The sequence below is a fragment of the Salmonella sp. FC25216 genome (assembly GCF_057751355.1).
In genome coordinates, this window is record NZ_JBDGON010000005.1 from 1 (window position 1) to 24,945 (window position 24,945).

A 24,945-nucleotide genomic window follows, 5' to 3' on the forward strand; every position below is an offset into this window, starting at 1 on the left:
GCTGGGGACCGGCGTGAGGCAGGTCTGGCTCGCGGAGCAAACGCTGAAACAACGCTGGGATATACCGGCAGGAGTACCGCTACCTGATGCGGTAAGAATAAGGATGCCGGATGTCAATCCGGACATCAATCAACCGATTGCTTTGGTAAAAGCCGGGGCAGGTAACGCATCGGATTTACGCTGACAGCGCGTTCAGGTTATGCCCCGCAGTATTCAGAATCATTCTGTTACGTTCTGAGTAATTTATTTTACGCCAAAGAAATATGGCATTCATCGTTGTCTGGAAATACAGCGGAACGTGTGTCGTTAATGAATTTGTAACCAGTGCGAAGGTTTACGCGCTGTGGCGGTAGCGTGGAATTATCTGGATGCGTTGAGTAAATTTCATTTTACCCTGCTGATATTACTGAAAATGGTTCTGGATAAACTGTTTAACATTATCTGTGTCTGCGAATAGAGTGATAAAAATAATGAAGCGTAATAAGATACTAATTGTAGGTGCTGGCCTTTCAGGCGCAGTAATTGCACGCCAGTTAGCTGAGCAGGGACATATAGTCAATATTATTGATCAACGTTCACACATCGGTGGTAACGCTTATGATGCCCGCGATGAGCAAACGGGTATCATGGTGCACGTTTATGGTCCTCATATTTTTCATACTGATAATGAAACAGTATGGGATTATGTGAATAAATATGCCGAGATGATGCCTTATATTAATAAGGTTAAAGCCACTGTAAACGATCAGGTATTTTCTCTACCCATTAATCTTCATACCATAAATCAATTTTTTGGTGTCGCCTGCTCACCTGATGACGCCAGGAAATTACTGCTTCAAAAATGTGATCGCACCATTCTGGAACCACAGAATTTTGAACAACAGGCCTTGCGTTTCATTGGTGAAGAGTTATATGAAGCCTTTTTTAAAGGTTATACCATTAAACAATGGGGACTTCATCCTTCCGCGTTACCTGCTTCTGTATTGAAACGTATCCCTGTTCGCTTTAATTATGATGATAACTATTTCAATCATAAGTTTCAGGGAATACCAAAATTTGGTTATACACAAATGGTCAAGTCCATTGTCGAACACGAAAATATCACTGTTGAACTATGTCGCTCCTTCGCTCAGGAAATGCGGACAGATTATGATCATGTTTTTTTCAGTGGTGCGCTGGATGCCTTTTACTCCTGTCAATATGGCCGACTGGAATATCGTACATTAGACTTTAAAAAAATCCTTTGCCAGCAGGATTATCAAGGATGTGCAGTAATGAATTATTGTTCAATAGATATTCCTTATACTCGAATTACTGAGCACAAATATTTTTCTCCGTGGGAGAAACATGAAGCTTCAATATGTTATCAAGAATATAGCCGGGAATGTGAAGCTGATGATATACCTTACTATCCTGTCCGCAGAGCGGATAAAATGGATTTGCTGAATAAATATCTATCGCGTGCTAAAAAAGAAAAAAATATTACTTTCATTGGTCGTCTTGGCACTTATCGTTATCTCGATATGGACATCACGATAGCTGAAGCATTACAGACGGCGGACGTATACTTAACGTCGCTACATGAACAAAAAGAAATGCCAGCTTTTACAGTTTCTGTTTGATGAAGTGTACTGCGCTAATCGTCACTTTTAACCGTCTTGAAAAATTAAAAAAAAGCATGCGAGAGACGGTTGAGGCGGGATTTTCCTCCATTGTTATCGTTAATAATGGCTCAAGCGACGGCACCAGGGAATGGCTTTCTTCATTAAGTGAACCTGGCATCACTATACTTAATCTTAATAATAATCTTGGCGGTGCTGGCGGATTTAAAATCGGTAGTCAATATATATGCTCACATAGTAATGCCGATTGGGTATTTTTCTATGATGATGATGCTTATCCGGAAATTAATATTTTAAAACATTTTTCGCTATTAGATACATCAAGCTATCGTATATTTATGTCACAAGTTCAGGACACTGATGGGCGGTCTTGTCGGATGAATTTACCTTTTATCAGGGTTCCATCTACGGTGTTTGAGACTATTTATTACGCGATGCGTCCAGAGAAGTTTTCTCCAGCGAAAACTCAGGTTACTGATGTTCAAACTGTATCATTCGTTGGTATGGTTATTGATCGAAAGGTATTGAATAACCATCTTAACGATATCCATGATGAACTTTTCCTTTATTATGATGATTTTTTCTTTGGTTATAAATTAGTATTATCCGGACGGAAAATTCGTTACTCTCCAGAAATTAAATTTACCCATGATGTATCCATTCAGGGCAGATGTATCTGCCCTGAATGGAAAGTATATTATCTTTGTAGAAATTTGTTGCTGCTGAGAAAACTTTTACCCGTTCCCAGGATATTCAGTGTTCTTTCTGTAGTGCTACGTCTCTCTAAATACCTCGCCATTTTGCCATGGCAGCGTAAGAAATTGCTTTATCTATATTTTATCTGGCAAGGAATACTTCATGGACTTAAAGGTATTAGTGGGAAATATCATTAGCAGGACGAAGAGATGAAAAGGTTATGTTATTTTGTGAATTCAGACTGGTACTTTGATTTACATTGGATAGAACGTGCAATAGCGGCAAGGGATGCGGGATATGAAATTCATATCATAAGTCATTTTATTAGTGAAGAGATTATAAAAAAATTTAAAACGCTTGGTTTTATTTGTCACAATGTGTCTCTTGTTGCTCAGTCGTTTAATGTGTTTGTTTTTTTTAGAGGATTCTTTAATGCTCGGAAGATTATTAAAGAGATTAATCCTGACCTATTGCATTGTATTACACTCAAACCTTGCCTGATTGGTGGGTTTAGCGCCAGGAGACGTAATAGTCCAGTTGTTATCAGCTTTGTCGGCCTTGGTCGAATCTTTTTATATAATACATTGCTAATGAGAACATTGCGTGTATTAACCGTTTTGGTTTATAAATACATTGCTGGTAATAAGCGTGGTGTTTTTATTTTTGAACATGACAGGGATCGGCGAAAAATATCGCGTTTAGTAGGTATTGATTATCATAAAACTATCGTTATCGAAGGCGCTGGAATTAACCCTGATATTTATAAATTCTCTATAGAGAAAAAATATAAGATACCGATAGTCCTTTTTGCAAGTCGAATGTTATGGAGTAAAGGTCTTGGTGATCTCATTGAGGCAAAAAAGATCCTCAGACAAAAGAATATTCATTTTATCTTGAATGTTGCAGGTATTTTGGCCGAGGGAGATAAAGATGCTATCCCTCTGGAACTCATTCATCACTGGCATAATGAGGGGCTGATTAACTGGCTGGGACGTTCTTCGAATGTATATGAGCTTATCCAGAAATCGAATATCGTTGCATTACCATCTGTTTATCCTGAAGGGATTCCACGGCTTTTATTAGAGGCATCATCTGTAGGACGCGCATGTATTGCTTATGATACCGGCGGATGTGATAGCTTAATTATTCATAACTATAACGGATTGATTGTGAAAAGTAATTCAGCTCAGGAGTTAGCGGTAGAGTTAGAGTATTTGTTAAAAAATCCACAGATTCGCTTAGAGATGGGGATGAATGGAAGAAAACGTGTAAAGGAATTATTTTCCAGCATATTAGTTATAAATAAGACATTGCAAATTTATAAAGACACTATTGGTTGCTAACGCCATAAAGTGCTTATAAAGCAGGTCAATGTATAGATAAATAGTATGTAAGTATTATAGAAAATAAATGATTTATATTTTCATATCGTTAAAGAATAAGTTCTTCAGGTAAAGGTGACACGGAAACAATGAATGATTTGAAAGAAGCTCTGGTCAGGCACCAACTTTGGATTTCTCTAGGTTGGAATGATGTCCTGGGACGATACCGGCGATCGGTATTAGGGCCTTTTTGGATAACGATTTCGATGGGGGTCACCATATCAGCGATGGGACCTCTTTACGGTTCGCTGTTCAGTTCTGGTTCCGAAAATTTTATCATGCATCTTACTTTAGGTATGATCTTTTGGGCCTTTCTATCAGCAACGATTAATGAGTCATGCGGAATATTTAATGAGTCCGCATCAATTATTAAGCAATCTGACCTTCCGTTATATTTATATATATTACGTGTTTTCTATCGGCAGTTTATGATTATGTTGCATAACTTTATCATAATACCTTTCGTGATTTTTTTTACCAATACATCGGTAAATCTTGATATTCTCCTTTTTATACCTGCAATTATAATAACATCCATCTCATTAATTTCTACAGGTATGATTCTCGCCATTTTTTGCACAAGATATCGTGATATGGGGCCGGTCGTTCAAAGTGTAGTAACGTTGTGTTTTTTTATAACACCCATCATTTGGACATCGGAACAATTACCAGATGGAAGAAGGGAGTTTGTTGATTATAATATTTTTTATTACTTTATGGAGATGCTCAGGAAACCATTAATGGGAACTGTACCCGATGTGACTATATGGTTTTACACAATAATAACCTCTATTATTATGTTGATGGTCTCAGCCTTAGTGTTGACTAAATATCGTTCAAGAATCGTATACTGGTTATAATTAATGAAAATCTCTTGCAAAAATGTTGGCGTAATACTCCCCATATTTAACTCCAGCCACCGTTCATTTAAAAAAACTTTTTTACAGGCTGCTTCAGGTGGACGAATTGGCTCATCGAATACCGGGATTATTGAAGTAGAGGCATTAAAAAAAATTGATTTTACGCTTACTGAAGGTAATCGTCTTGCGCTTATCGGACACAATGGTTCGGGCAAAACAACTCTTCTGAGAGTACTTGCAGGGGCCTATAAACCAACTTCAGGGAAGTATGAATGTATCGGCCGGGTCACCAGCCTCATTGATCCCATGATGGGAATGGATGGTGAGCTTACCGGCCTGGAAAATATAAAGCTGAGGGGACTATTTCTCGGTCTGTCAAAAAATGAAATAAAAAATATTACAGAAGATGTTATCGAGTTCAGCGAGTTAGGTGATTTTATTAAAATCCCCGTTAGAACATATTCTAGTGGTATGATTCTGAGGCTTGGTTTTTCTATTTCCACTGCAATTAATCCTGAAATTTTACTGATGGATGAATGGATGAGCGTGGGTGATAGCGATTTTAAAAGAAAAGCAGAAATGAGATTAAATAGCTTTATTTCTAAAGCGGGCATTATGGTAATGGCCACTCACGATGATGAACTGGCTAAATCTGTATGTAATAAATTCATCAGGCTTGAGCACGGTGAGATAGTTAGCAAAGGTGGATTTTAATATTCTTATTATAGTATTTATATCGCTACGCGGTAAGTAATTTTACGATTTTATAATAGCGTTATCCCGGATAATTTAAATTTATAGGTTAGTTATGTATTTTTTACTTCAAAAAATAATTTTACCAAAAATTGATGTATGTGCGGAAGAAGAACTTTATTTTAGATGCTATGGTGGAAAATATAACTATACGTCATATGATTTGTTTGTTCCACGTCACAGGGTTGCGTGTTTTGATACATTTTATAATGCATTTTCGATTAAGAAATGGAAAAAATACACAACTTTAACCTCTCTTTTTTTGCGGGCCAGGATAACTGGATGCGGAACTATAACCGTAAAGCATAAAGAGAATGGTGTCATTAGAGTATTAAAGCAAGTTAATTTCAAATCATCATCTAATATCGGCGATGAAATTGAAATAGATATATCAAAAATAAATTTTGGGTATATCTATGTGGATTGGCAATCTGATGAAGACTCTATTTTAAATGGATTCGAATTTCTAACTAAAGACCGTGTTAGTAAATCATCTATGGCTTTAGTTATAACAACCTATAATAGAATAGAGGCTGTTACTAAAACAATCAATAGAATTGATAAAACACTCTTAACTCAGGATGAATTTAAAGACCGTTTTAAATTGATTGTGGTTAATAATGGAGAGGCGATTAATCACCCGTCAGGAAACGGTATTATGGTTATCAATAATGAAAATCTCGGTGGGTCAGGTGGGTTTATGAGAGGTTTGATAGAAGCAGAGAAAATAAAAGATGTCAAACATGTCATATTTATGGATGATGACGGCTCATGTGAAATTGAATCAATTTGTCGAACTCATGCTTTTTTACTGATGGCTAAAGATAAAAATACAGTTGTTACTGGCTGTATGCTTTTTGAGGATAACCCAGCAATCATACATGAATCTGGTGCTATATGGCATAAAGACTTTTTACATTATCCAGATAAACATTATTTGGATGCTCGCGAGATAAACGCTTTAGATTGTTTTGATAATGAAAATAAAATAGGGTACGGTGGATGGTGGTTTTTTGCCTTTAATATTAACGCCATTGAATATTATTCATTCCCTTTCTTTGTTCGTGGTGATGACTTGCTATTTGGATATATGCATAAAAAACATGATATTGTCACTCTTAATGGTGTGGCTTCGTGGCAAATGGATTTTGAAAGAAAAATATCGGTTCTAAATAGCTATTTGAACTTCAGGACTGTTGCTGTACCTGCATTAATTAGTAAAAGAAAGTTTGCTGCACTATTATTAAGTGTTTTCTTTATAAGGGAAGTCTTTCTTGCGAGTTTTTCATGTCGCTATGAAGTTGCCAGAGCAATGATTATGTCATATAAAGACTGTCTTTCTGGGCGGGATTTTTGGGAAGGTAATGCAGATCTTCTGGAAATAAGAAAAAGAATTAATGCGATAACTCATAATGAAAAGTTCAATTTAGAAAATATTGATATTGTTAATGGTAGTGTTGATTACCCATGTTCAGGCAAAGAAAAAATCATCCATAAAATTTTTAGATGCATAACTCTTAATGGACACTTAATTCCAGCTTTCTTTTTAATTAAAAAACCAATTGTGGTTGATTATCGTCATTATCACCCTACGAAGTATTCATTTCGAAGAACTACTATCTATCATCTAAATATTGAAAATGGCAAGTTGTTAAAACTTACTCACTCAAAAATTGAGTTTTTTAGTGTTGTTATAGATGGCTTGTTTACGGCAGTAAAAAACTTTTATCGGTTTAAATCTGCAAAAAAAGAGATGAAAAATAGTTTGCCCTATCTTACTTCAAAACTTTTCTGGTATAAAAAATTCAATAAAAAATATGAAGATAAATATTAATTGTGGTGTAAGTTATTCTGATGGGGATTATACCGATATTTTAAATTATATGATGATGAAAATAGTATTCTGAAGCATGGTTCCATTGTCAAGGTCTCATTTGTTATTAGTCCGCTAAAATATCATAATCCTTATCCAATTTCAGCATTCATTAATAAAGTGTTAATCTATATAAGCCGTGAGACGCGAAATTAGAATATGGAAAGCGTCTTTTGGTTATTGTCAGACATAAACTTGGTCATACTCGTCTATTAATTAGAATTTTGAAATCCATTAATGACAAGGTGTTCAAAAAACAATCATCATCTTCTGTATGAGGAAGGAGGTGTCTCGCCATATAGATGATTTTTTCTAAAAGAGTTAGCAAGTAAATACAATATTATTTACGACAAAAAGTGTATCTTTAATGCTATTAAGATGTCTAAATCTAATTATTTATGTTTTATAGATGATGATGACTCCTGGACCCCTGAATATGTGTCATGACTACTCAGTCTTTTGGTGAGTGTATTTCTTTTTTTGAGTATGTAAAACCGTTCATACAAAAAGGAAATTATGCAGCACTTAATAGCGTTGTATTGTCAGAGCCTTTTTTTGAATTGATAGCCAGACCCTCAAGCGCTCAACTGGACGCCTTATCTTCCCTCACGCATTCAGAGTCCGCAGGATCTAATGCAGAAAGAATTGTGCTAGCCAAAAAACTGCCTTTAAAGGATAAACTTTTTCCCGGAGAAAATTATATCAAAGAGTTGAATGCCAGTTATTGGAAAGAAGGCTTTAAAAGGATCAACAGGAAAAAATTTTGGGTAAAATATAACTAAGCGTCATTTAATTCCGGAAGATAGATAATGATTATTGGGCGCTCACCCGACAAGGGCAGAGTCGACTATCCCCCGGCGCGATCACGTTAACCCTGACGGGGAAGTGGTCTCGTGCCGTGATAATGTTATTATCACTGGATGCCGCCGCCTGTTTGTCCATCCGCTGTGGATGTTCATTATGGCGTTCGATGTGTATTCCAGACCGACAGAGGCAGCAATTGATTGTTATGTCTATGGTTGCGCAGAGGCGGTGTAGTCCATTAATTATCTGTTAACAAAGGATATTATCATGCCTGAAGGCCCGGAAATTCGTCGTGCGGCAGATAATCTGGAGGCGGCAATCAAAGGCAAAACCTTAACCGATGTCTGGTTTGCCTTTGCGCAGTTAAAACCGTATGAATCGCAGCTTACCGGTCAAATTGTTACCCGGATAGAAACGCGGGGAAAAGCGTTATTGACCCACTTTTCAAATGGCCTGACGCTCTACAGCCACAACCAACTCTATGGCGTATGGCGGGTGATCGACACCGGTGAAATACCGCAGACCACGCGTATATTACGCGTCAGGCTACAGACGTCGGATAAAACTATTCTGCTTTACAGCGCGTCTGATATCGAAATGCTGACAGCAGAGCAGCTCACGACGCACCCTTTTTTACAGCGAGTCGGTCCGGATGTGCTGGACGCGCGTCTTACCCCGGAAGAGGTTAAAGCTCGATTGCTGTCGCCGCGTTTTCGCAACCGACAATTCTCCGGGCTGTTGCTGGATCAGGCCTTTCTGGCGGGACTGGGGAATTATCTGCGCGTTGAAATCCTCTGGCAGATAGGGTTAACCGGACAGCATAAAGCGAGAGATCTCAGCGAGGCGCAACTGAACGCGCTATCTCACGCGCTGTTGGATATTCCGCGTCTTTCCTACGCTACTCGCGGCCAGGCGGATGAAAACAAGCATCATGGCGCGCTGTTTCGCTTTAAGGTTTTCCACCGGGACGGCGAAGTGTGCGAGCGGTGCGGCGGTATTATTGAAAAGACAACGCTTTCCTCACGCCCGTTTTACTGGTGCCCACATTGCCAGAAATAGTCGGAACCGCCATCGGCGGGCGGTTATTGCCTGGTGGCGCTACGCTTATCGGGCCTACAAAGGTTGTTTTGGCGCATAGGTTGAAATAAAACGGGCCACTGCTGGTCCAGTTAACAGAATGCTGAACAGCCGTAGGATTTGCATTGCCATGATTAACGCCATATCGGCGCTGCTTCCGGCCGCGATCGCGGCAACTGTATCCAGACCACCGGGACTGGTGGCGAGATAAGCCGTCATAAAATCAATCTGCATGTAGTGAGCCATTCCCCACGCCATTGCGGCGCAAATCGCCATCAGCACGAAAATTGAAAATAAGATTTGCGGCAATGGCCGCAGCGCCATAAAAAATACCTGTCTGTCGAAGCCCAGCCCGATACGCCAGCCAATCGCCATATAGGCCACGGCCAGCAGCCATTCGGGTAATTCAATCTCAATGATGCCGTGCGAATGGAGAAGCGCGCCTGCCAGCATGGGGAGCAGCATCGTGCCGGAAGGGATACGCATCAGGCGACCGGCAATGCCCGCCACGATCGCTAACAGCAGCGTCGTCAATAAATTACCGCTAAGCGGCGGAAACCAGACCAACTGTTGGCTGACCGCTGCCGCGCTGTCGCCGAGTATCAGGCGTGTCACCAGCACCGCCGCGCCAGCGACAAACAGTACCCGCAGATACTGCATAAACGCCACCAGGCGGATATCCGCCCCGTAATCTTGCGCCATCGCTACCATTGCCGCCGCGCCGCCCGGCGAAGACCCCCATGCGCCGGTATTGCCGGGCAGCAAACTGTAACGTACCAGCAGCCAGCCGACTATCGCGCTGGAAAGCAGCGTCACCAGCAACACCAGAAGCACGACCGGCCAGTAGAGGGCGAGGGTGGTCAATATCGAACCGGTTAGATTTTGGGCGATCATACAGCCGAGAATCGCCTGCGCGGCAAGAAAAATACCGCGCGGAAGTTGTAGCGAACTACCTCGCAAACTCAACACGATACCCGCAATCATTGGACCGAGCAGCATCGCCGCTGGAAGGTGCAGCCAGAGAAAAATAAGGGAAATAAGCAGCGATAACAGGAACAACAAAAACCACTGCAAAATCGGCATTCCATGCTCCCTGAATGATATTTAGCGAAACCTTAATTAATCATAGAGAGTAACGGGATAAGAATAAAATAATGAGGATAAGAAAAAAGGAAAAATGTACCGGATGGCGATGGTTGTCGCCATCCGGTTGTCAATTAACGCTTCAGCACCGATTTAAAATCGCGTTTATCGTAGCCGGTGTAAAGCTGACGAGGACGAGCGATTTTCATGCCTTCGCTGTGCATTTCATTCCAGTGGGCTATCCAGCCGACGGTACGCGCCATCGCGAAGATCACGGTAAACATTGAAGATGGAATGCCCATCGCTTTGAGAATGATACCGGAGTAGAAGTCTACGTTCGGGTACAGTTTTTTCTCGATAAAGTATGGGTCATTCAGTGCAATGTGCTCAAGCTCCATGGCCACTTCCAGCAGATCGTCTTTCGTACCCAGTTCTTTCAGCACTTCGTGGCAGGTTTCACGCATCACGGTGGCGCGTGGATCGTAGTTTTTGTAAACACGATGACCGAAGCCCATCAGGCGGAAAGAATCATTTTTGTCTTTCGCACGACGAACAAATTCCGGAATGTGTTTAACAGAGCTGATTTCTTCCAGCATTTTCAGCGCAGCTTCGTTTGCGCCGCCGTGCGCGGGTCCCCACAGGGAGGCGATCCCGGCGGCAATACAGGCGAACGGGTTGGCGCCGCTTGAGCCTGCGGTACGTACTGTTGACGTAGAGGCATTCTGCTCATGGTCAGCGTGCAGGATCAGAATACGATCCATCGCGCGTTCCAGTACCGGATTCACTTCATAGGTTTCACACGGCGTGGAGAACATCATGTTCAGGAAGTTACCGGCGTAGGACAGGTCGTTGCGCGGATAAACAAACGGCTGACCGATTGAATATTTGTAACACATCGCCGCCATGGTCGGCATTTTGGACAGCAGGCGGAACGCCGCGATTTCACGGTGGCGCGGATTGTTCACATCCAGCGAGTCGTGGTAGAACGCCGCCAGCGCGCCAGTGATCCCACACATCACCGCCATCGGATGTGAGTCGCGACGGAAGGCGTGGAACAGGCGAGTGATTTGCTCATGGATCATCGTATGGCGTGTGACTGTCGTTCTGAACTCGTCATACTCCTCCTGCGTCGGTTTTTCGCCATACAGCAGGATGTAACAGACTTCCAGATAGTTGGAATCGGTAGCAAGCTGGTCAATCGGGAAACCGCGATGCAACAAAATGCCTTCGTCGCCGTCGATGAAGGTGATTTTAGATTCGCAGGATGCGGTAGAGGTGAAACCAGGGTCAAAAGTGAAAACTCCTTTTGAACCAAGACTACGAATATCAATAACATCTTGACCGAGTGTACCTTTTAGCACATCCAGTTCAATAGCAGTGTCACCCGTGAGGGTGATTTTTGCCTTTGTATCAGCCATTTACGGTCTCCTTAGCGCCTTATTGCTTAAGACTGCCGGAACTCAGACTTGCCTTCTCCACGTCATCTTCCTCGTCGTTAGTGCATGAAAGATTCTGTGTATGTATCAATCAACCGTTACCAGTTTGTTATTTGGCTCGCCGCTCTGTGAAAGAGGGGATGACCTGGGTACAGAGCAATGGGCGCTTGCAGGTAACGGCTTGATTAATATCGAATTAGCAGCAAATCAGGAACGTAGCAATCCGAGTAATGTAACCTGTCTATCACTAATAACTGTCCTGAAAGAATGGGTCAATATCATCACACTGTTGCATAACTTATTCGCAGGTGAAAGAGTGACCCCATAACTTTTACGCATTATATGCTTTTTCTGGTGTTGTTTGTAACAACTTTGTTTAATGTTTGTCAAATCAGATGATTGAAAATTAAAAAAATGTTGTTATCGTGACCTGCGTCACTGTTCAGGATAAAACCCGACAAACTATATGTAGGTTAATTGTAATGATTTTGTGAACGTCCTATACTGCCGCCAGGTCTCCGGAATACCCTGCAATCCCGAGCCACCCAGCGTTGTAACGTGTCGTTTTAGCTACTGGAAGCAGTGTTTTATATGACGCGCAGTTATAGAAAGGACGCTGTCTGACCCGCACGCAGACCGGAGGAAGGAAATCCCGTCGTCTTTCTGGCTACAGGTAGATTCACCTCTGTAACCGAAGTCTTAAGGGAATAATAAGAACAGCATGTGGGCGTTATTCATGATAAGAAATGTGAAAAAACAAAGACCTGTCAATCTGGATCTACAAACGATTCGGTTCCCCATCACAGCGATAGCGTCCATTCTCCATCGCGTATCCGGTGTGATTACTTTCATCGCCGTCGGCATATTACTGTGGCTACTGGGCACCAGCCTCTCTTCCCCGGAAGGATTCCAGCAGGCCGCCGACATCATGGACGGCTTCATCGTTAAATTTATCATGTGGGGCATCCTTACCGCGCTGGCGTATCACGTCATCGTTGGAATTCGTCACATGTTAATGGATTTTGGCTATCTGGAAGAAACATTCGAAGCGGGTCAACGCTCTGCCAAAATCTCTTTTGTTATCACTGTCGTGCTTTCACTTCTCGCAGGAGTCCTCGTATGGTAAGCAACGCCTCCGCATTAGGACGCAATGGCGTACATGACTTCATCCTGGTCCGTGCTACCGCTATCGTTCTGACGTTATACATCATCTACATGGTGGGTTTTTTCGCCACGAGCGGCGAGCTGACCTTTGAGGCCTGGACCGGTTTCTTCTCATCGGCCTTCACCAAAGTCTTCACCCTGCTGGCGCTTTTTTCCATCTTGATTCATGCCTGGATCGGCATGTGGCAGGTGTTGACCGACTACGTTAAACCACTGGCCGTGCGCCTGGTACTGCAACTCGTTATCGTTGTTGCTCTGGTGGTTTACGTCATCTATGGATTTGTTGTGGTGTGGGGTGTGTAATGAAACTGCCAGTCAGAGAATTTGATGCTGTTGTGATTGGTGCCGGTGGCGCAGGTATGCGCGCGGCGCTGCAAATTTCCCAAAGCGGCCAAACCTGTGCGCTGCTATCTAAAGTGTTCCCAACCCGATCGCATACCGTTTCCGCGCAGGGCGGCATCACCGTGGCGCTCGGTAATACCCATGAAGATAACTGGGAATGGCACATGTACGATACCGTAAAAGGGTCGGATTACATTGGTGACCAGGATGCCATCGAATATATGTGTAAGACCGGTCCGGAAGCGATTCTGGAACTGGAGCACATGGGGCTACCGTTCTCCCGTCTTGATGATGGACGTATCTATCAGCGCCCGTTCGGCGGCCAGTCGAAAAACTTTGGCGGCGAGCAGGCGGCACGTACCGCGGCGGCGGCTGACCGTACCGGTCACGCCTTGCTACATACGCTCTATCAGCAAAATTTGAAAAACCATACCACGATTTTCTCCGAATGGTATGCGCTGGATCTGGTGAAAAACCAGGATGGCGCGGTGGTAGGGTGTACCGCACTGTGCATCGAAACCGGTGAAGTGGTGTATTTCAAAGCCCGCGCGACGGTGCTGGCGACCGGCGGCGCAGGCCGTATCTACCAGTCCACCACGAACGCTCACATCAACACCGGTGACGGTGTCGGTATGGCGCTGCGTGCCGGTGTCCCGGTGCAGGACATGGAAATGTGGCAGTTCCACCCGACCGGTATCGCCGGGGCGGGCGTGTTGGTGACAGAAGGCTGCCGCGGCGAAGGCGGTTACCTGCTGAACAAACACGGCGAGCGCTTTATGGAACGTTATGCGCCGAACGCCAAAGACCTGGCGGGTCGTGACGTGGTGGCGCGTTCCATCATGATCGAAATCCGTGAAGGTCGCGGCTGCGACGGTCCGTGGGGGCCGCACGCTAAACTGAAACTGGATCACCTGGGTAAAGAGGTGCTGGAATCTCGCCTGCCGGGTATCCTGGAGCTGTCCCGTACTTTCGCCCACGTCGATCCGGTGAAAGAGCCGATTCCGGTTATCCCGACCTGCCACTACATGATGGGCGGTATTCCGACTAAAGTGACCGGTCAGGCGCTGACCGTGAACGAGCAGGGCGAAGACGTGGTTATTCCGGGGCTGTTCGCGGTGGGTGAAATCGCCTGTGTATCGGTTCACGGCGCCAACCGTCTGGGCGGTAATTCGCTGCTGGATCTGGTGGTCTTTGGCCGCGCGGCGGGGCTGCATTTACAGGAATCCATCGCCGAGCAGGGCGTGCTGCGCGATGCCAGCGAGTCTGACGTTGAAGGTTCTCTGGAGCGCCTGAATCGCTGGAACAACAACCGCAATGGCGAAGATCCGGTGGCTATCCGCAAAGCACTGCAGGAGTGTATGCAGCATAACTTCTCCGTATTCCGTGAAGGCGACGCGATGGCGAAAGGGCTTGAGCAGTTGAAAGTGATCCGCGAGCGTCTGAAAAACGCCCGTCTGGATGACACGTCCAGCGAGTTTAATACCCAGCGTGTTGAGTGCCTGGAGCTGGATAACCTGATGGAAACCGCCTACGCCACTGCCGTATCCGCCAACTTCCGGACGGAAAGCCGCGGCGCGCATAGCCGCTTCGATTTCCCGGAGCGTGATGATGCCAACTGGTTGTGTCATACCCTGTATCAACCGCAAACGGAATCCATGACGCGCCGAAGCGTCAATATGGAACCGAAACTGCGTCCGGCGTTCCCGCCGAAGATTCGTACTTATTAATTGCGGAGACAGGATGATGAAACTCGAATTTTCGATTTATCGTTATAACCCGGATGTCGATAACGCTCCGCGTATGCAGGATTACACCCTGGAAGGCGAAGAAGGGCGTGACATGATGCTGCTGGATGCGTTAATCCAGCTTAAAGAAAAAGATCCCAGCCTTTCTTTCCGCCGTTCCTGCCGTGAAGGTGTATGTGGTTCTGATGGTTTGAATATGAACGGTAAGAATGGGTTGGCCTGTATCACCCCCATTTCGGCGCTGAATCAGCCAGGTAAGAAGATTGTGATTCGCCCGCTACCCGGTTTGCCGGTGATCCGCGATTTGGTAGTAGACATGGGGCAATTCTACGCACAATATGAGAAGATTAAGCCTTACTTATTGAATAATGGGCAAAATCCACCGGCTCGTGAGCATTTACAGATGCCGGAGCAGCGTGAAAAACTCGATGGGCTGTATGAATGTATTCTTTGCGCCTGTTGCTCAACATCCTGCCCGTCATTCTGGTGGAATCCGGATAAGTTTATCGGTCCGGCGGGTCTGCTCGCGGCGTATCGATTCCTGATCGACAGCCGTGATACCGAGACCGACAGTCGTCTGGAAGGGATGAGCGATGCATTCAGCGTATTCCGCTGTCACAGCATTATGAACTGCGTCAGTGTATGTCCTAAGGGGCTGAACCCGACGCGCGCTATCGGTCATATTAAGTCGATGCTGTTGCAGCGTAGCGCATAAGTAGTTGTAGTTGCCGGGGAAGAGATTCCCCGGTCGTGCAGGAAATCTCTAAAAACTGCCATATTGATAACAATAATCGAGATGTTCAGCGCGAGACCAGGCGCAAACGGAACGAATCTTCGGGTGCATAGTTAACTATGTGACCGGCGTGAGTGAGGGGCGCAACGCAGTCGCAGCCTGAACGATGACGATTATTAGACAGTTTTTAAAGGTTCCTTAGCGGACGCAGATGACACGACAGTCCGCAACAAGTGAACCCCGGCACGCATACGGCGTATGCGTGGTTAGTATCCACGGCGAAGTAAGCATACGAATGCTTAAGGGATCACGATGCAGAACAGCGCTTTGAAAGCCTGGTTGGACTCTTCTTACCTCTCTGGTTCGAATCAGAGCTGGATAGAACAGCTCTATGAAGACTTCTTAACCGATCCTGACTCGGTAGACGCTAACTGGCGTTTGACGTTCCAGCAGTTACCTGGTACCGGAGTCAAACCGGATCAACTCCATTCAAAAACACGTGAATATTTCCGGCGGCAGGCGTTGGCTGGCTCACGTTACTCTTCTACGATTTCCGACCCTGACACCAATGTGAAGCAGGTTAAAGTCCTGCAGCTTATCAACGCTTATCGTTTCCGTGGCCATCAGCATGCAAACCTCGATCCGCTGGGACTGTGGAAACAAGAACGCGTGGCGGATCTGGACCCTTCTTTCCATGATTTGACCGAGGCCGATTTCCAGGAAACCTTCAATGTTGGCTCCTTTGCCAGCGGCAAAGAGACGATGAAGCTGGGCGAGCTGCTCGAAGCGCTCAAACAGACCTACTGCGGCCCGATTGGCGCTGAGTATATGCACATCACCAGCACCGAAGAGAAACGCTGGATCCAACAGCGCATTGAATCCGGTCGCGCGGCCTTTAGCGCTGACGAGAAAAAACGCTTCCTGAACGAACTGACTGCCGCTGAAGGACTGGAACGTTACCTGGGTGCCAAATTCCCCGGAGCGAAACGTTTCTCGCTGGAGGGGGGGGATGCTCTGGTACCCATGCTGAAAGAGATGGTTCGCCATGCGGGTAACAGCGGCACTCGCGAAGTGGTGCTGGGGATGGCGCACCGTGGTCGTCTGAACGTGCTAATCAACGTCTTGGGTAAAAAACCTCAGGATCTGTTCGACGAGTTTGCTGGTAAGCATAAAGAACATCTTGGTACCGGCGACGTGAAGTATCACATGGGCTTCTCGTCAGATATCGAAACCGAAGGCGGTCTGGTTCACCTGGCGCTGGCGTTTAACCCATCGCACCTGGAAATTGTTAGCCCGGTGGTGATGGGTTCCGTGCGTGCCCGTCTGGATAGACTGGACGAACCGAGCAGCAACAAAGTGTTGCCGATCACCATTCACGGCGACGCCGCGGTGACCGGCCAGGGCGTGGTTCAGGAAACTCTGAACATGTCGAAAGCGCGCGGTTACGAAGTGGGCGGTACGGTACGTATCGTTATCAACAACCAGGTTGGTTTTACCACCTCTAACCCGCTGGATGCGCGTTCAACGCCTTACTGCACCGATATCGGTAAAATGGTCCAGGCACCCATTTTCCACGTCAACGCGGACGATCCGGAAGCTGTCGCTTTTGTGACCCGTCTGGCGCTGGACTTCCGTAACACCTTTAAACGCGATGTCTTTATCGATCTGGTGTGCTACCGCCGTCACGGTCACAACGAAGCCGACGAGCCAAGCGCAACCCAGCCGCTGATGTACCAGAAAATCAAAAAGCATCCGACGCCGCGTAAAATCTACGCCGACAAACTGGAAGCTGATAAGGTCGCAACGCTCGAAGACGCCACCGAAATGGTCAACCTCTATCGCGATGCGCTGGATGCGGGCGAATGCGTGGTGAAAGAGTGGCGTCCGATGAATATGCACTCGTTCACCTGGTCGCCGTATCTAAACCACGAATGGGATGAAGCATACCCGAACAAGGTAGAAATGAAGCGCCTGCAGGAGCTGGCAAAACGTATCAGCACCGTGCCGGAAGCTATTGAAATGCAGTCCCGTGTGGCGAAAATTTATGGCGACCGTCAGGCAATGGCGGCAGGCGAGAAATTGTTTGACTGGGGCGGCGCGGAAAATCTGGCTTACGCCACGCTGGTCGATGAAGGCATTCCGGTACGCCTGTCCGGGGAAGACTCCGGTCGCGGCACCTTCTTCCATCGTCATGCGGTAATCCACAACCAGACGAATGGCTCAACGTATACGCCATTGCAGCATATTCACAGCGGTCAGGGACAGTTTAAAGTCTGGGACTCCGTGCTGTCTGAAGAAGCGGTGCTGGCCTTTGAATACGGTTATGCCACGGCGGAACCACGTACCCTGACTATCTGGGAAGCGCAGTTTGGCGATTTCGCCAACGGCGCGCAGGTGGTGATTGACCAGTTCATCTCCTCCGGCGAGCAGAAATGGGGCCGGATGTGCGGTCTGGTGATGCTGTTGCCGCACGGTTATGAAGGGCAGGGGCCGGAGCACTCCTCCGCGCGTCTGGAGCGTTACCTGCAACTTTGCGCCGAGCAGAATATGCAGGTTTGCGTGCCATCCACCCCGGCGCAGGTCTACCATATGCTGCGTCGTCAGGCGCTGCGCGGGATGCGTCGTCCGCTGGTGGTGATGTCGCCGAAATCGCTGCTGCGTCACCCGCTGGCAGTCTCCACGCTTGATGAACTGGCTAACGGTTCCTTCCAGCCGGCCATTGGCGAAATTGACGAGCTGGACCCTAAAGCCGTAAAACGCGTGGTAATGTGTTCTGGTAAGGTTTATTACGACCTGCTGGAACAACGGCGTAAAAACGATCAAAAAGATGTTGCTATCGTGCGCATCGAGCAGCTCTATCCGTTCCCGCATAAAGCGGTGCAGGAAGCGCTGCAACCATACGCTCACGTCCATGATTTTGTCTGGTGCCAGGAAGAGCCGCTCAACCAGGGCGCATGGTACTGCAGTCAGCATCATTTCCGTGAAGTTATTCCGTTTGGGGCCGCTCTGCGTTACGCAGGTCGCCCGGCCTCCGCCTCTCCGGCGGTAGGGTATATGTCCGTTCACCAGAAACAGCAACAAGATCTGGTTAATGACGCGCTGAACGTCGATTAAATAAAGGATAAATAATGAGTAGCGTAGATATTCTTGTTCCCGACCTGCCTGAGTCCGTAGCGGACGCGACCGTCGCCACCTGGCATAAAAAACCGGGCGATGCGGTTGTTCGTGACGAAGTGCTGGTAGAAATCGAAACTGACAAAGTGGTACTGGAAGTACCGGCATCAGCGGACGGCATTCTGGATGCGGTTCTGGAAGAGGAGGGGACTACTGTCACCTCTCGCCAGATCCTCGGTCGCCTGCGTGAAGGCAACAGCGCGGGTAAAGAGACCAGCGCGAAATCTGAAGAGAAAGCGTCTACGCCGGCACAGCGTCAGCAGGCGTCGCTGGAAGAACAAAACAATGATGCGCTCAGCCCGGCGATCCGTCGCCTGCTGGCTGAACACAATCTGGAAGCCAGCGCTATCAAAGGGACCGGCGTCGGCGGCCGTATTACCCGTGAAGATGTGGAAAAACATCTGGCGAAAGCACCAGCGAAAGACGAGTCTAAAGCGCCTGCTGTTGAACCTGCAGCACAACCGGCTCTGGGCGCGCGCAGCGAAAAACGCGTGCCGATGACCCGCCTGCGTAAGCGCGTGGCCGAGCGTCTGCTGGAAGCGAAAAACTCTACCGCTATGCTGACGACCTTCAATGAAGTCAACATGAAGCCGATTATGGATTTGCGTAAGCAGTACGGCGAAGTGTTTGAAAAACGTCACGGCATCCGCCTGGGCTTTATGTCCTTCTACGTGAAAGCGGTAGTTGAAGCGCTGAAACGTTATCCGGAAGTGAACGCCTCTATCGACGGCGATGACGTGGTGTACCACAATTACTTTGATGTGAGCATGGCGGTGTCTACGCCGCGCGGCCTGGTCACGCCGGTACTGCGTGACGTGGATACGCTGGGCATGGCTGACATCGAGAAGAAAATTAAAGAACTGGCCGTCAAAGGCCGCGACGGCAAGCTGACCGTAGAAGACCTGACCGGCGGTAACTTTACCATTACCAACGGCGGCGTATTCGGTTCGCTGATGTCTACCCCGATCATCAACCCGCCGCAGAGCGCGATTCTGGGAATGCACGCCATTAAAGACAGGCCGATGGCGGTGGATGGCAAGGTGGAAATTCTGCCGATGATGTACCTGGCGCTCTCTTACGATCATCGCCTGATCGATGGTCGCGAATCCGTGGGTTTCCTGGTCACCATCAAAGAGTTGCTGGAAGATCCGACCCGTCTGCTGCTGGACGTGTAGTCAACAAGAGCATCACCTGCTACCTGTAGGCCGGATAAGGCGTTCACGCCGCCATCCGGCGACGGTTGCCTGATGGCGCGCAGCTTTCAGGCCTACAGGTCTAAAGATAACGATTACCTGAAGGATGGACAGAACACATGAACTTACATGAATATCAGGCAAAACAACTTTTTGCCCGCTATGGCTTACCGGCGCCGGTGGGTTATGCCTGTACTACTCCGCGTGAAGCCGAAGAAGCCGCGTCTAAAATCGGAGCCGGCCCGTGGGTAGTGAAATGTCAGGTTCACGCTGGCGGCCGCGGCAAAGCGGGCGGTGTGAAGGTGGTAAACAGCAAAGAGGACATTCGCGCCTTTGCGGAAAACTGGCTGGGCAAACGTCTGGTGACCTATCAAACAGACGCTAATGGCCAACCGGTAAACCAGATTCTGGTTGAAGCGGCGACCGATATCGGCAAAGAACTGTATCTCGGCGCGGTTGTTGACCGTAGTTCCCGTCGCGTGGTCTTTATGGCATCTACCGAAGGCGGCGTGGAGATCGAAAAAGTCGCGGAGGAAACCCCGCACCTGATCCACAAAGTTGCGCTCGATCCGCTAACCGGCCCGATGCCTTATCAGGGGCGTGAACTGGCGTTCAAACTGGGTCTGGAAGGTAAACTGGTGCAGCAGTTCACCAAAATCTTTATGGGCCTGGCAACCATTTTCCTTGAGCGCGACCTGGCGCTAATCGAAATCAATCCGCTGGTTATCACTAAGCAGGGCGATCTGATTTGCCTCGACGGCAAGCTGGGCGCTGACGGCAACGCGCTGTTCCGCCAGCCGGATCTGCGTGAAATGCGCGACCAGTCGCAGGAAGACCCGCGTGAAGCCCAGGCGGCGCAGTGGGAACTGAACTACGTCGCGTTGGACGGCAACATCGGTTGCATGGTTAACGGCGCGGGCCTGGCGATGGGCACCATGGACATCGTTAAGCTGCATGGCGGCGAACCGGCTAACTTCCTTGACGTTGGTGGCGGCGCGACCAAAGAGCGCGTAACCGAAGCGTTTAAAATCATCCTCTCGGATGACAACGTGAAAGCGGTTCTGGTTAACATCTTCGGCGGTATCGTCCGTTGTGACCTGATTGCCGACGGTATCATCGGTGCGGTGGAAGAAGTGGGCGTTAATGTTCCGGTGGTGGTGCGTCTGGAAGGCAATAACGCCGAACTCGGCGCGAAGAAACTGGCTGACAGCGGCCTGAATATTATTGCAGCGAAAAGTCTGACGGATGCAGCTCAGCAGGTTGTTGCCGCAGTGGAGGGGAAATAATGTCCGTTTTAATCGATAAAAACACCAGGGTTATCTGTCAGGGCGTTACCGGTAGCCAGGGGACGTTCCACTCCGAGCAGGCGATCGCTTACGGTACGCAGATGGTGGGCGGCGTGACGCCAGGTAAAGGCGGCACCACGCATTTGGGTCTGCCGGTGTTCAACACCGTCCGCGAAGCGGTAGAAGCGACCGGCGCAACCGCCACCGTTATCTACGTTCCGGCGCCGTTCTGCAAAGACTCCATTCTGGAAGCGATCGATGCGGGCATCAAACTGATTATCACCATCACCGAAGGTATCCCGACGCTGGATATGTTGACCGTGAAGGTGAAGCTGGATGAAGCTGGCGTACGCATGATCGGCCCGAACTGTCCAGGCGTTATCACCCCGGGCGAATGCAAAATCGGCATCATGCCGGGTCACATTCACCAGCCGGGTAAAGTGGGTATCGTTTCCCGTTCCGGTACGCTGACCTATGAAGCGGTTAAGCAGACCACCGATTACGGTTTCGGCCAGTCTACCTGTGTGGGTATCGGCGGCGACCCGATTCCGGGCTCTAACTTCATTGATATCCTGAAGCTGTTCCAGGAAGATCCGCAGACTGAAGCAATCGTGATGATCGGCGAGATCGGCGGTAGCGCGGAAGAAGAGGCGGCGGCGTACATTAAAGATCACGTCACCAAGCCGGTTGTCGGTTATATCGCGGGCGTCACCGCGCCGAAAGGCAAGCGTATGGGCCACGCGGGCGCCATCATTGCGGGTGGTAAAGGCACTGCGGATGAAAAATTCGCCGCGCTGGAAGCCGCAGGCGTGAAAACCGTTCGCAGCCTGGCCGATATCGGTGAAGCGCTGAAAGCAATTATAAAATAAAAACTCGCTGTTCCTGAGGGAACAGATAAATGTCCGTTTTCGACATGGTTGGCCACCTTTGCGGTGGCCTTTTTTATGGCGATGTCTGGCAACCAGCGTAAATTTATAGTCGTCGCTTTTGAAGGTGTTGCGGCGGTATTCAAAGACTCGCTCATCCTGCAGGAATCCGCGAGAAATTTTCTCCAGCACCGGTTTCCCCGGTGCAATCCCCAGCATGGCGACCATCTCCTCGTTCGGGATCACCGGGATTATCTCCTGCTCGCTGCGATCGATAACCATCTTTTTGAGCGTTTCAATATAGTGATACTTCGAGTTTTCCATGACCTCCCTACTTGAGGCGTGTAGTACTCCTGCAGCGAGAAAGAGGTGGCAAGGCGCAGGGAGTTATTAGCTTTATCGATGGTATCTTCGGCGCTGATGCGTATGGTGACGGGCGATAACGTTAAGCAGGCGAGTAAGGTAGTAGTCAGGCGAGACGGCATGGGCGTTCTTTGGCAAAAAGTAAAAGGGAACAGTGAATTAGCATCTATTCTGGCACCGCCTGTGAGGAAAAATGTGGTCTGCATAAAATAAGTCACAGATGGTGACTATTTCTTTTTTTAATTGTTTTTAACAATCATTTGAAGCGTATCTGAATTAATCAATTCAATTTATGTGTTGTCGGAAAGAGCACAGAAAGGGAAAAAGAATGAATTCGCCAGAAAATACCGAAATACGTACTGGAGAAAAATTACTGTGAAGCAATTAACATATTCTCATTATACGCGCTCATTTTTTTAGCGGGTTACTAAGTTAATTATTATTACCTATAATTCTCATATCTATCTTTTAGATAACTACAAGTCTCATTAATAAAACATTAATTTAACATTGGGTTCACATGGATTTCTCGTGGAAACATATATTCAACAATAAGGGTAAATATTGATTTATATCAATACTTAAAACTTGGAAATATTGGTAAAAAAGCGTTTAATTGACTGGGATCAAAGTGTGCGAAAAGTACCCCCTGCGCTATATATTGATCAACGTCGTAAAACGTAAAGGCGGCTCATCAAAACCTGTTTATTGTAAGGTTATTACGGCGTAATATATTCGAGGGATCAATTTGGGTTTTTTATTAACGTATTTGTAACTTTTCATCATTACTGCCTCCTTCCCGAGGGGATAGTACGATGAAAGGCGGCAAATAAATTTGTATTGGGGCATGCGTGTGACCCTTTCTAACGGGGTTCACTCTCGGAGTCTTCATGCGATGAGCAAGGAGTCATGATGTTAGATATAGTCGAACTGTCGCGCTTACAGTTTGCCTTGACCGCGATGTACCACTTTCTGTTTGTGCCGCTAACGCTCGGTATGGCGTTCCTGCTGGCCATTATGGAAACGGTATACGTCCTTTCCGGCAAACAGATTTATAAAGATATGACCAAGTTCTGGGGCAAGTTGTTTGGTATCAACTTTGCTCTGGGTGTGGCTACCGGTTTGACCATGGAGTTCCAGTTCGGGACAAACTGGTCATACTACTCCCACTATGTTGGGGATATCTTCGGTGCGCCGCTGGCAATCGAAGGTTTAATGGCCTTCTTCCTCGAATCCACCTTTGTAGGTCTGTTCTTCTTCGGCTGGGATCGTCTGAGTAAAGTTCAGCATATGTGCGTCACCTGGCTGGTGGCTCTGGGGTCCAACCTCTCCGCGTTGTGGATTCTGGTAGCGAACGGCTGGATGCAAAACCCAATCGCTGCGGATTTCAATTTCGAAACCATGCGTATGGAAATGGTGAGCTTCTCTGAGCTGGTGCTGAACCCGGTAGCACAGGTGAAATTTGTTCACACTGTGGCGTCCGGCTATGTTACCGGCGCGATGTTCATCCTCGGTATCAGCGCTTACTACATGTTGAAAGGCCGTGACTTCGCCTTTGCTAAACGTTCCTTTGCTATTGCCGCCAGCTTCGGAATGGCTGCCGTGCTGTCCGTTATCGTACTTGGCGACGAATCCGGTTACGAAATGGGCGACGTGCAGAAAACTAAGCTCGCTGCGATTGAAGCAGAATGGGAAACGCAACCTGCTCCGGCCTCCTTTACCCTGTTCGGTATTCCTGACCAGGACAAACAGGAAAACCATCTGGCGATTCAGATCCCTTATGCGCTCGGCATTATCGCTACGCGTTCCGTGGACACGCCGGTTATTGGCCTGAAAGACCTCATGGTGCAGCATGAAGAGCGTATCCGTAACGGGATGAAAGCCTATGAACTGCTGGAACAGCTGCGTGCCGGTTCTACCGACCAGGCTGTTCGCGACCAGTTCAACAGCATGAAGAAAGATCTCGGTTACGGTCTGTTGCTGAAACGCTATACGCCTAATGTGACTGACGCGACCGAAGCGCAGATTCAGCAAGCGACGAAAGATTCCATTCCTCGCGTTGCGCCGCTGTACTTCGCCTTCCGTATCATGGTGGCATGCGGCTTCCTGCTGCTGGCGATCATCGCGCTCTCCTTCTGGAGCGTGATTCGTAACCGCATCGGTGAGAAAAAATGGCTTCTGCGCGCGGCGCTGTACGGTATTCCACTGCCGTGGATTGCGGTTGAAGCAGGTTGGTTTGTCGCCGAGTATGGTCGTCAGCCGTGGGCGATCGGCGAAGTGTTGCCGACTGCCGTGGCGAACTCATCGCTGACCGTGGGCGATCTGCTGTTCTCCATGTTCCTGATTTGCGGCCTGTATACCCTGTTCCTGGTGGCAGAATTGTTCCTGATGTTCAAATTTGCACGCCTTGGCCCAAGCAGCCTGAAAACCGGTCGCTATCACTTTGAGCAGTCCACCGTGACTTCTCAGCCGGCACGCTAAGACAGGAGTCGT

General features: G+C 47.5%; 19 protein-coding genes and 5 pseudogenes. 20 read left to right on the forward strand and 4 right to left on the reverse strand.

The annotated features are described in order from the left end of the window. From AC3G3F_RS11315 to nei, 11 genes and pseudogenes are all read left to right on the forward strand, one after another. Positions 1 to 184, forward strand: a pseudogene (locus AC3G3F_RS11315) (transport protein); the annotation flags it as partial. A 286-nt stretch (positions 185 to 470) separates the two neighbouring features. Beyond that, entirely contained in the window at positions 471 to 1,622 is a 1,152-nt protein-coding gene (gene glf, locus AC3G3F_RS11320) for a UDP-galactopyranose mutase (RefSeq protein WP_488394999.1), read from the forward strand. Continuing rightward, on the forward strand, positions 1,619 to 2,515 hold the full coding sequence (locus tag AC3G3F_RS11325; RefSeq protein ID WP_170827911.1) for a glycosyltransferase: 897 nt from the start codon (positions 1,619 to 1,621) through the stop codon (positions 2,513 to 2,515). The genes glf and AC3G3F_RS11325 overlap by 4 nt, the downstream gene beginning before the upstream one ends. Positions 2,516 to 2,527: 12 nt before the next feature. Continuing rightward, positions 2,528 to 3,661 carry a glycosyltransferase family 4 protein gene (locus AC3G3F_RS11330; protein WP_070801859.1) on the forward strand — a complete coding sequence of 378 codons (1,134 nt, stop codon included), beginning with the start codon at positions 2,528 to 2,530 and terminating at the stop codon, positions 3,659 to 3,661. A 128-nt stretch (positions 3,662 to 3,789) separates the two neighbouring features. Further along, positions 3,790 to 4,560, forward strand: a complete 771-nt coding sequence (locus AC3G3F_RS11335) for an ABC transporter permease (RefSeq protein WP_070801860.1) — start codon at positions 3,790 to 3,792, stop codon at positions 4,558 to 4,560. Positions 4,561 to 4,563: 3 nt separating this feature from the next. After that, the gene (locus AC3G3F_RS11340) at positions 4,564 to 5,274 is read left to right on the forward strand and encodes an ABC transporter ATP-binding protein (protein ID WP_023262607.1); all 711 of its coding nucleotides are present in this window, start codon (positions 4,564 to 4,566) and stop codon (positions 5,272 to 5,274) included. 94 nt (positions 5,275 to 5,368) lie between these two features. Then, entirely contained in the window at positions 5,369 to 7,147 is a 1,779-nt protein-coding gene (locus tag AC3G3F_RS11345; protein WP_488395002.1) for a glycosyltransferase, read from the forward strand. Between the two features lie 263 nt (positions 7,148 to 7,410). Then, a pseudogene (locus AC3G3F_RS11350) lies at positions 7,411 to 7,630 on the forward strand (glycosyltransferase family 2 protein); the annotation flags it as partial. A 26-nt stretch (positions 7,631 to 7,656) separates the two neighbouring features. Beyond that, positions 7,657 to 7,968: pseudogene (locus AC3G3F_RS11355) on the forward strand (HAD family hydrolase); the annotation flags it as partial. A gap of 67 nt (positions 7,969 to 8,035) precedes the next feature. Further along, positions 8,036 to 8,170, forward strand: a pseudogene (locus AC3G3F_RS11360) (hypothetical protein); the annotation flags it as partial. A gap of 87 nt (positions 8,171 to 8,257) precedes the next feature. Next, the gene (gene nei, locus AC3G3F_RS11365; RefSeq protein ID WP_488395003.1) at positions 8,258 to 9,049 is read left to right on the forward strand and encodes an endonuclease VIII; all 792 of its coding nucleotides are present in this window, start codon (positions 8,258 to 8,260) and stop codon (positions 9,047 to 9,049) included. Positions 9,050 to 9,103: 54 nt separating this feature from the next. Here the strand turns inward: nei and AC3G3F_RS11370 are convergent, their stop codons facing one another. From AC3G3F_RS11370 to AC3G3F_RS11380, 3 genes are all read right to left on the reverse strand, one after another. Then, complete coding sequence (locus tag AC3G3F_RS11370; RefSeq protein ID WP_023247163.1) at positions 9,104 to 10,150, reverse strand: AbrB family transcriptional regulator; 1,047 nt, start codon at positions 10,148 to 10,150, stop codon at positions 9,104 to 9,106. A gap of 134 nt (positions 10,151 to 10,284) precedes the next feature. Then, complete coding sequence (locus tag AC3G3F_RS11375; protein WP_023247162.1) at positions 10,285 to 11,568, reverse strand: citrate synthase; 1,284 nt, start codon at positions 11,566 to 11,568, stop codon at positions 10,285 to 10,287. Positions 11,569 to 11,793: 225 nt separating this feature from the next. Continuing rightward, the gene (locus AC3G3F_RS11380) at positions 11,794 to 11,925 is read right to left on the reverse strand and encodes a hypothetical protein (protein ID WP_419178955.1); all 132 of its coding nucleotides are present in this window, start codon (positions 11,923 to 11,925) and stop codon (positions 11,794 to 11,796) included. A 382-nt stretch (positions 11,926 to 12,307) separates the two neighbouring features. On the opposite strand from AC3G3F_RS11380, the gene sdhC reads away from it, so the two are divergent. The 8 genes from sdhC to sucD all read left to right on the forward strand — a co-directional run bounded on the left by sdhC (position 12,308) and on the right by sucD (position 22,092). Then, positions 12,308 to 12,712 (forward strand): succinate dehydrogenase cytochrome b556 subunit, encoded by a 405-nt coding sequence (gene sdhC / locus AC3G3F_RS11385; RefSeq protein ID WP_000263340.1) that lies wholly within the window; start codon positions 12,308 to 12,310, stop codon positions 12,710 to 12,712. After that, positions 12,706 to 13,053, forward strand: a complete 348-nt coding sequence (sdhD, locus tag AC3G3F_RS11390; protein WP_000254357.1) for a succinate dehydrogenase membrane anchor subunit — start codon at positions 12,706 to 12,708, stop codon at positions 13,051 to 13,053. The genes sdhC and sdhD overlap by 7 nt, the downstream gene beginning before the upstream one ends. Beyond that, positions 13,053 to 14,819: a succinate dehydrogenase flavoprotein subunit gene (gene sdhA, locus AC3G3F_RS11395; RefSeq protein ID WP_000775561.1), complete on the forward strand. Its 1,767-nt coding sequence runs from the start codon at positions 13,053 to 13,055 to the stop codon at positions 14,817 to 14,819. The genes sdhD and sdhA overlap by 1 nt, the downstream gene beginning before the upstream one ends. Before the next feature lie 16 nt (positions 14,820 to 14,835). Next, a complete protein-coding gene (gene sdhB / locus AC3G3F_RS11400; protein WP_001727709.1) occupies positions 14,836 to 15,552 on the forward strand; it encodes a succinate dehydrogenase iron-sulfur subunit SdhB in 717 nt (238 codons plus the stop codon). Positions 15,553 to 15,882: 330 nt separating this feature from the next. Further along, positions 15,883 to 18,684: a 2-oxoglutarate dehydrogenase E1 component gene (sucA, locus tag AC3G3F_RS11405; RefSeq protein WP_001181510.1), complete on the forward strand. Its 2,802-nt coding sequence runs from the start codon at positions 15,883 to 15,885 to the stop codon at positions 18,682 to 18,684. Between the two features lie 14 nt (positions 18,685 to 18,698). Beyond that, complete coding sequence (gene odhB / locus AC3G3F_RS11410; RefSeq protein ID WP_079795969.1) at positions 18,699 to 19,919, forward strand: 2-oxoglutarate dehydrogenase complex dihydrolipoyllysine-residue succinyltransferase; 1,221 nt, start codon at positions 18,699 to 18,701, stop codon at positions 19,917 to 19,919. Between the two features lie 137 nt (positions 19,920 to 20,056). After that, on the forward strand, positions 20,057 to 21,223 hold the full coding sequence (gene sucC / locus AC3G3F_RS11415) for an ADP-forming succinate--CoA ligase subunit beta (protein ID WP_001048614.1): 1,167 nt from the start codon (positions 20,057 to 20,059) through the stop codon (positions 21,221 to 21,223). Next, positions 21,223 to 22,092, forward strand: coding sequence for a succinate--CoA ligase subunit alpha (gene sucD, locus AC3G3F_RS11420; protein ID WP_488395007.1), 870 nt, complete (start codon positions 21,223 to 21,225; stop codon positions 22,090 to 22,092). Before sucC ends, sucD begins: the two co-directional genes overlap by 1 nt. Before the next feature lie 78 nt (positions 22,093 to 22,170). Here sucD and AC3G3F_RS11425 read toward each other — a convergent pair. Continuing rightward, positions 22,171 to 22,434, reverse strand: a pseudogene (locus AC3G3F_RS11425) (UTRA domain-containing protein); the annotation flags it as partial. A 930-nt stretch (positions 22,435 to 23,364) separates the two neighbouring features. On the opposite strand from AC3G3F_RS11425, the gene cydA reads away from it, so the two are divergent. Beyond that, positions 23,365 to 24,933, forward strand: a complete 1,569-nt coding sequence (gene cydA, locus AC3G3F_RS11430; RefSeq protein ID WP_000884369.1) for a cytochrome ubiquinol oxidase subunit I — start codon at positions 23,365 to 23,367, stop codon at positions 24,931 to 24,933. The last annotated feature ends 12 nt before the right edge of the window (positions 24,934 to 24,945 follow it).

Excerpts from the sequence above, each read along its gene's own strand:
- sucC (WP_001048614.1), top strand. The coding sequence starts at position 20,057 with ATGAACTTACATGAATATCAGGCAAAACAACTTTTTGCCCGCTATGGC.
- sdhD (WP_000254357.1), top strand. The coding sequence starts at position 12,706 with ATGGTAAGCAACGCCTCCGCATTAGGACGCAATGGCGTACATGACTTC.
- sdhB (WP_001727709.1), top strand. The coding sequence starts at position 14,836 with ATGAAACTCGAATTTTCGATTTATCGTTATAACCCGGATGTCGATAAC.
- AC3G3F_RS11345 (WP_488395002.1), top strand. The coding sequence starts at position 5,369 with ATGTATTTTTTACTTCAAAAAATAATTTTACCAAAAATTGATGTATGT.
- AC3G3F_RS11375 (WP_023247162.1), bottom strand. The coding sequence starts at position 11,568 with ATGGCTGATACAAAGGCAAAAATCACCCTCACGGGTGACACTGCTATT.
- AC3G3F_RS11370 (WP_023247163.1), bottom strand. The coding sequence starts at position 10,150 with ATGCCGATTTTGCAGTGGTTTTTGTTGTTCCTGTTATCGCTGCTTATT.
- glf (WP_488394999.1), top strand. The coding sequence starts at position 471 with ATGAAGCGTAATAAGATACTAATTGTAGGTGCTGGCCTTTCAGGCGCA.
- sdhC (WP_000263340.1), top strand. The coding sequence starts at position 12,308 with ATGTGGGCGTTATTCATGATAAGAAATGTGAAAAAACAAAGACCTGTC.
- AC3G3F_RS11335 (WP_070801860.1), top strand. The coding sequence starts at position 3,790 with ATGAATGATTTGAAAGAAGCTCTGGTCAGGCACCAACTTTGGATTTCT.
- cydA (WP_000884369.1), top strand. The coding sequence starts at position 23,365 with ATGTTAGATATAGTCGAACTGTCGCGCTTACAGTTTGCCTTGACCGCG.
- sdhA (WP_000775561.1), top strand. The coding sequence starts at position 13,053 with ATGAAACTGCCAGTCAGAGAATTTGATGCTGTTGTGATTGGTGCCGGT.
- nei (WP_488395003.1), top strand. The coding sequence starts at position 8,258 with ATGCCTGAAGGCCCGGAAATTCGTCGTGCGGCAGATAATCTGGAGGCG.
- AC3G3F_RS11380 (WP_419178955.1), bottom strand. The coding sequence starts at position 11,925 with ATGCGTAAAAGTTATGGGGTCACTCTTTCACCTGCGAATAAGTTATGC.
- sucD (WP_488395007.1), top strand. The coding sequence starts at position 21,223 with ATGTCCGTTTTAATCGATAAAAACACCAGGGTTATCTGTCAGGGCGTT.
- sucA (WP_001181510.1), top strand. The coding sequence starts at position 15,883 with ATGCAGAACAGCGCTTTGAAAGCCTGGTTGGACTCTTCTTACCTCTCT.
- odhB (WP_079795969.1), top strand. The coding sequence starts at position 18,699 with ATGAGTAGCGTAGATATTCTTGTTCCCGACCTGCCTGAGTCCGTAGCG.
- AC3G3F_RS11330 (WP_070801859.1), top strand. The coding sequence starts at position 2,528 with ATGAAAAGGTTATGTTATTTTGTGAATTCAGACTGGTACTTTGATTTA.
- AC3G3F_RS11340 (WP_023262607.1), top strand. The coding sequence starts at position 4,564 with ATGAAAATCTCTTGCAAAAATGTTGGCGTAATACTCCCCATATTTAAC.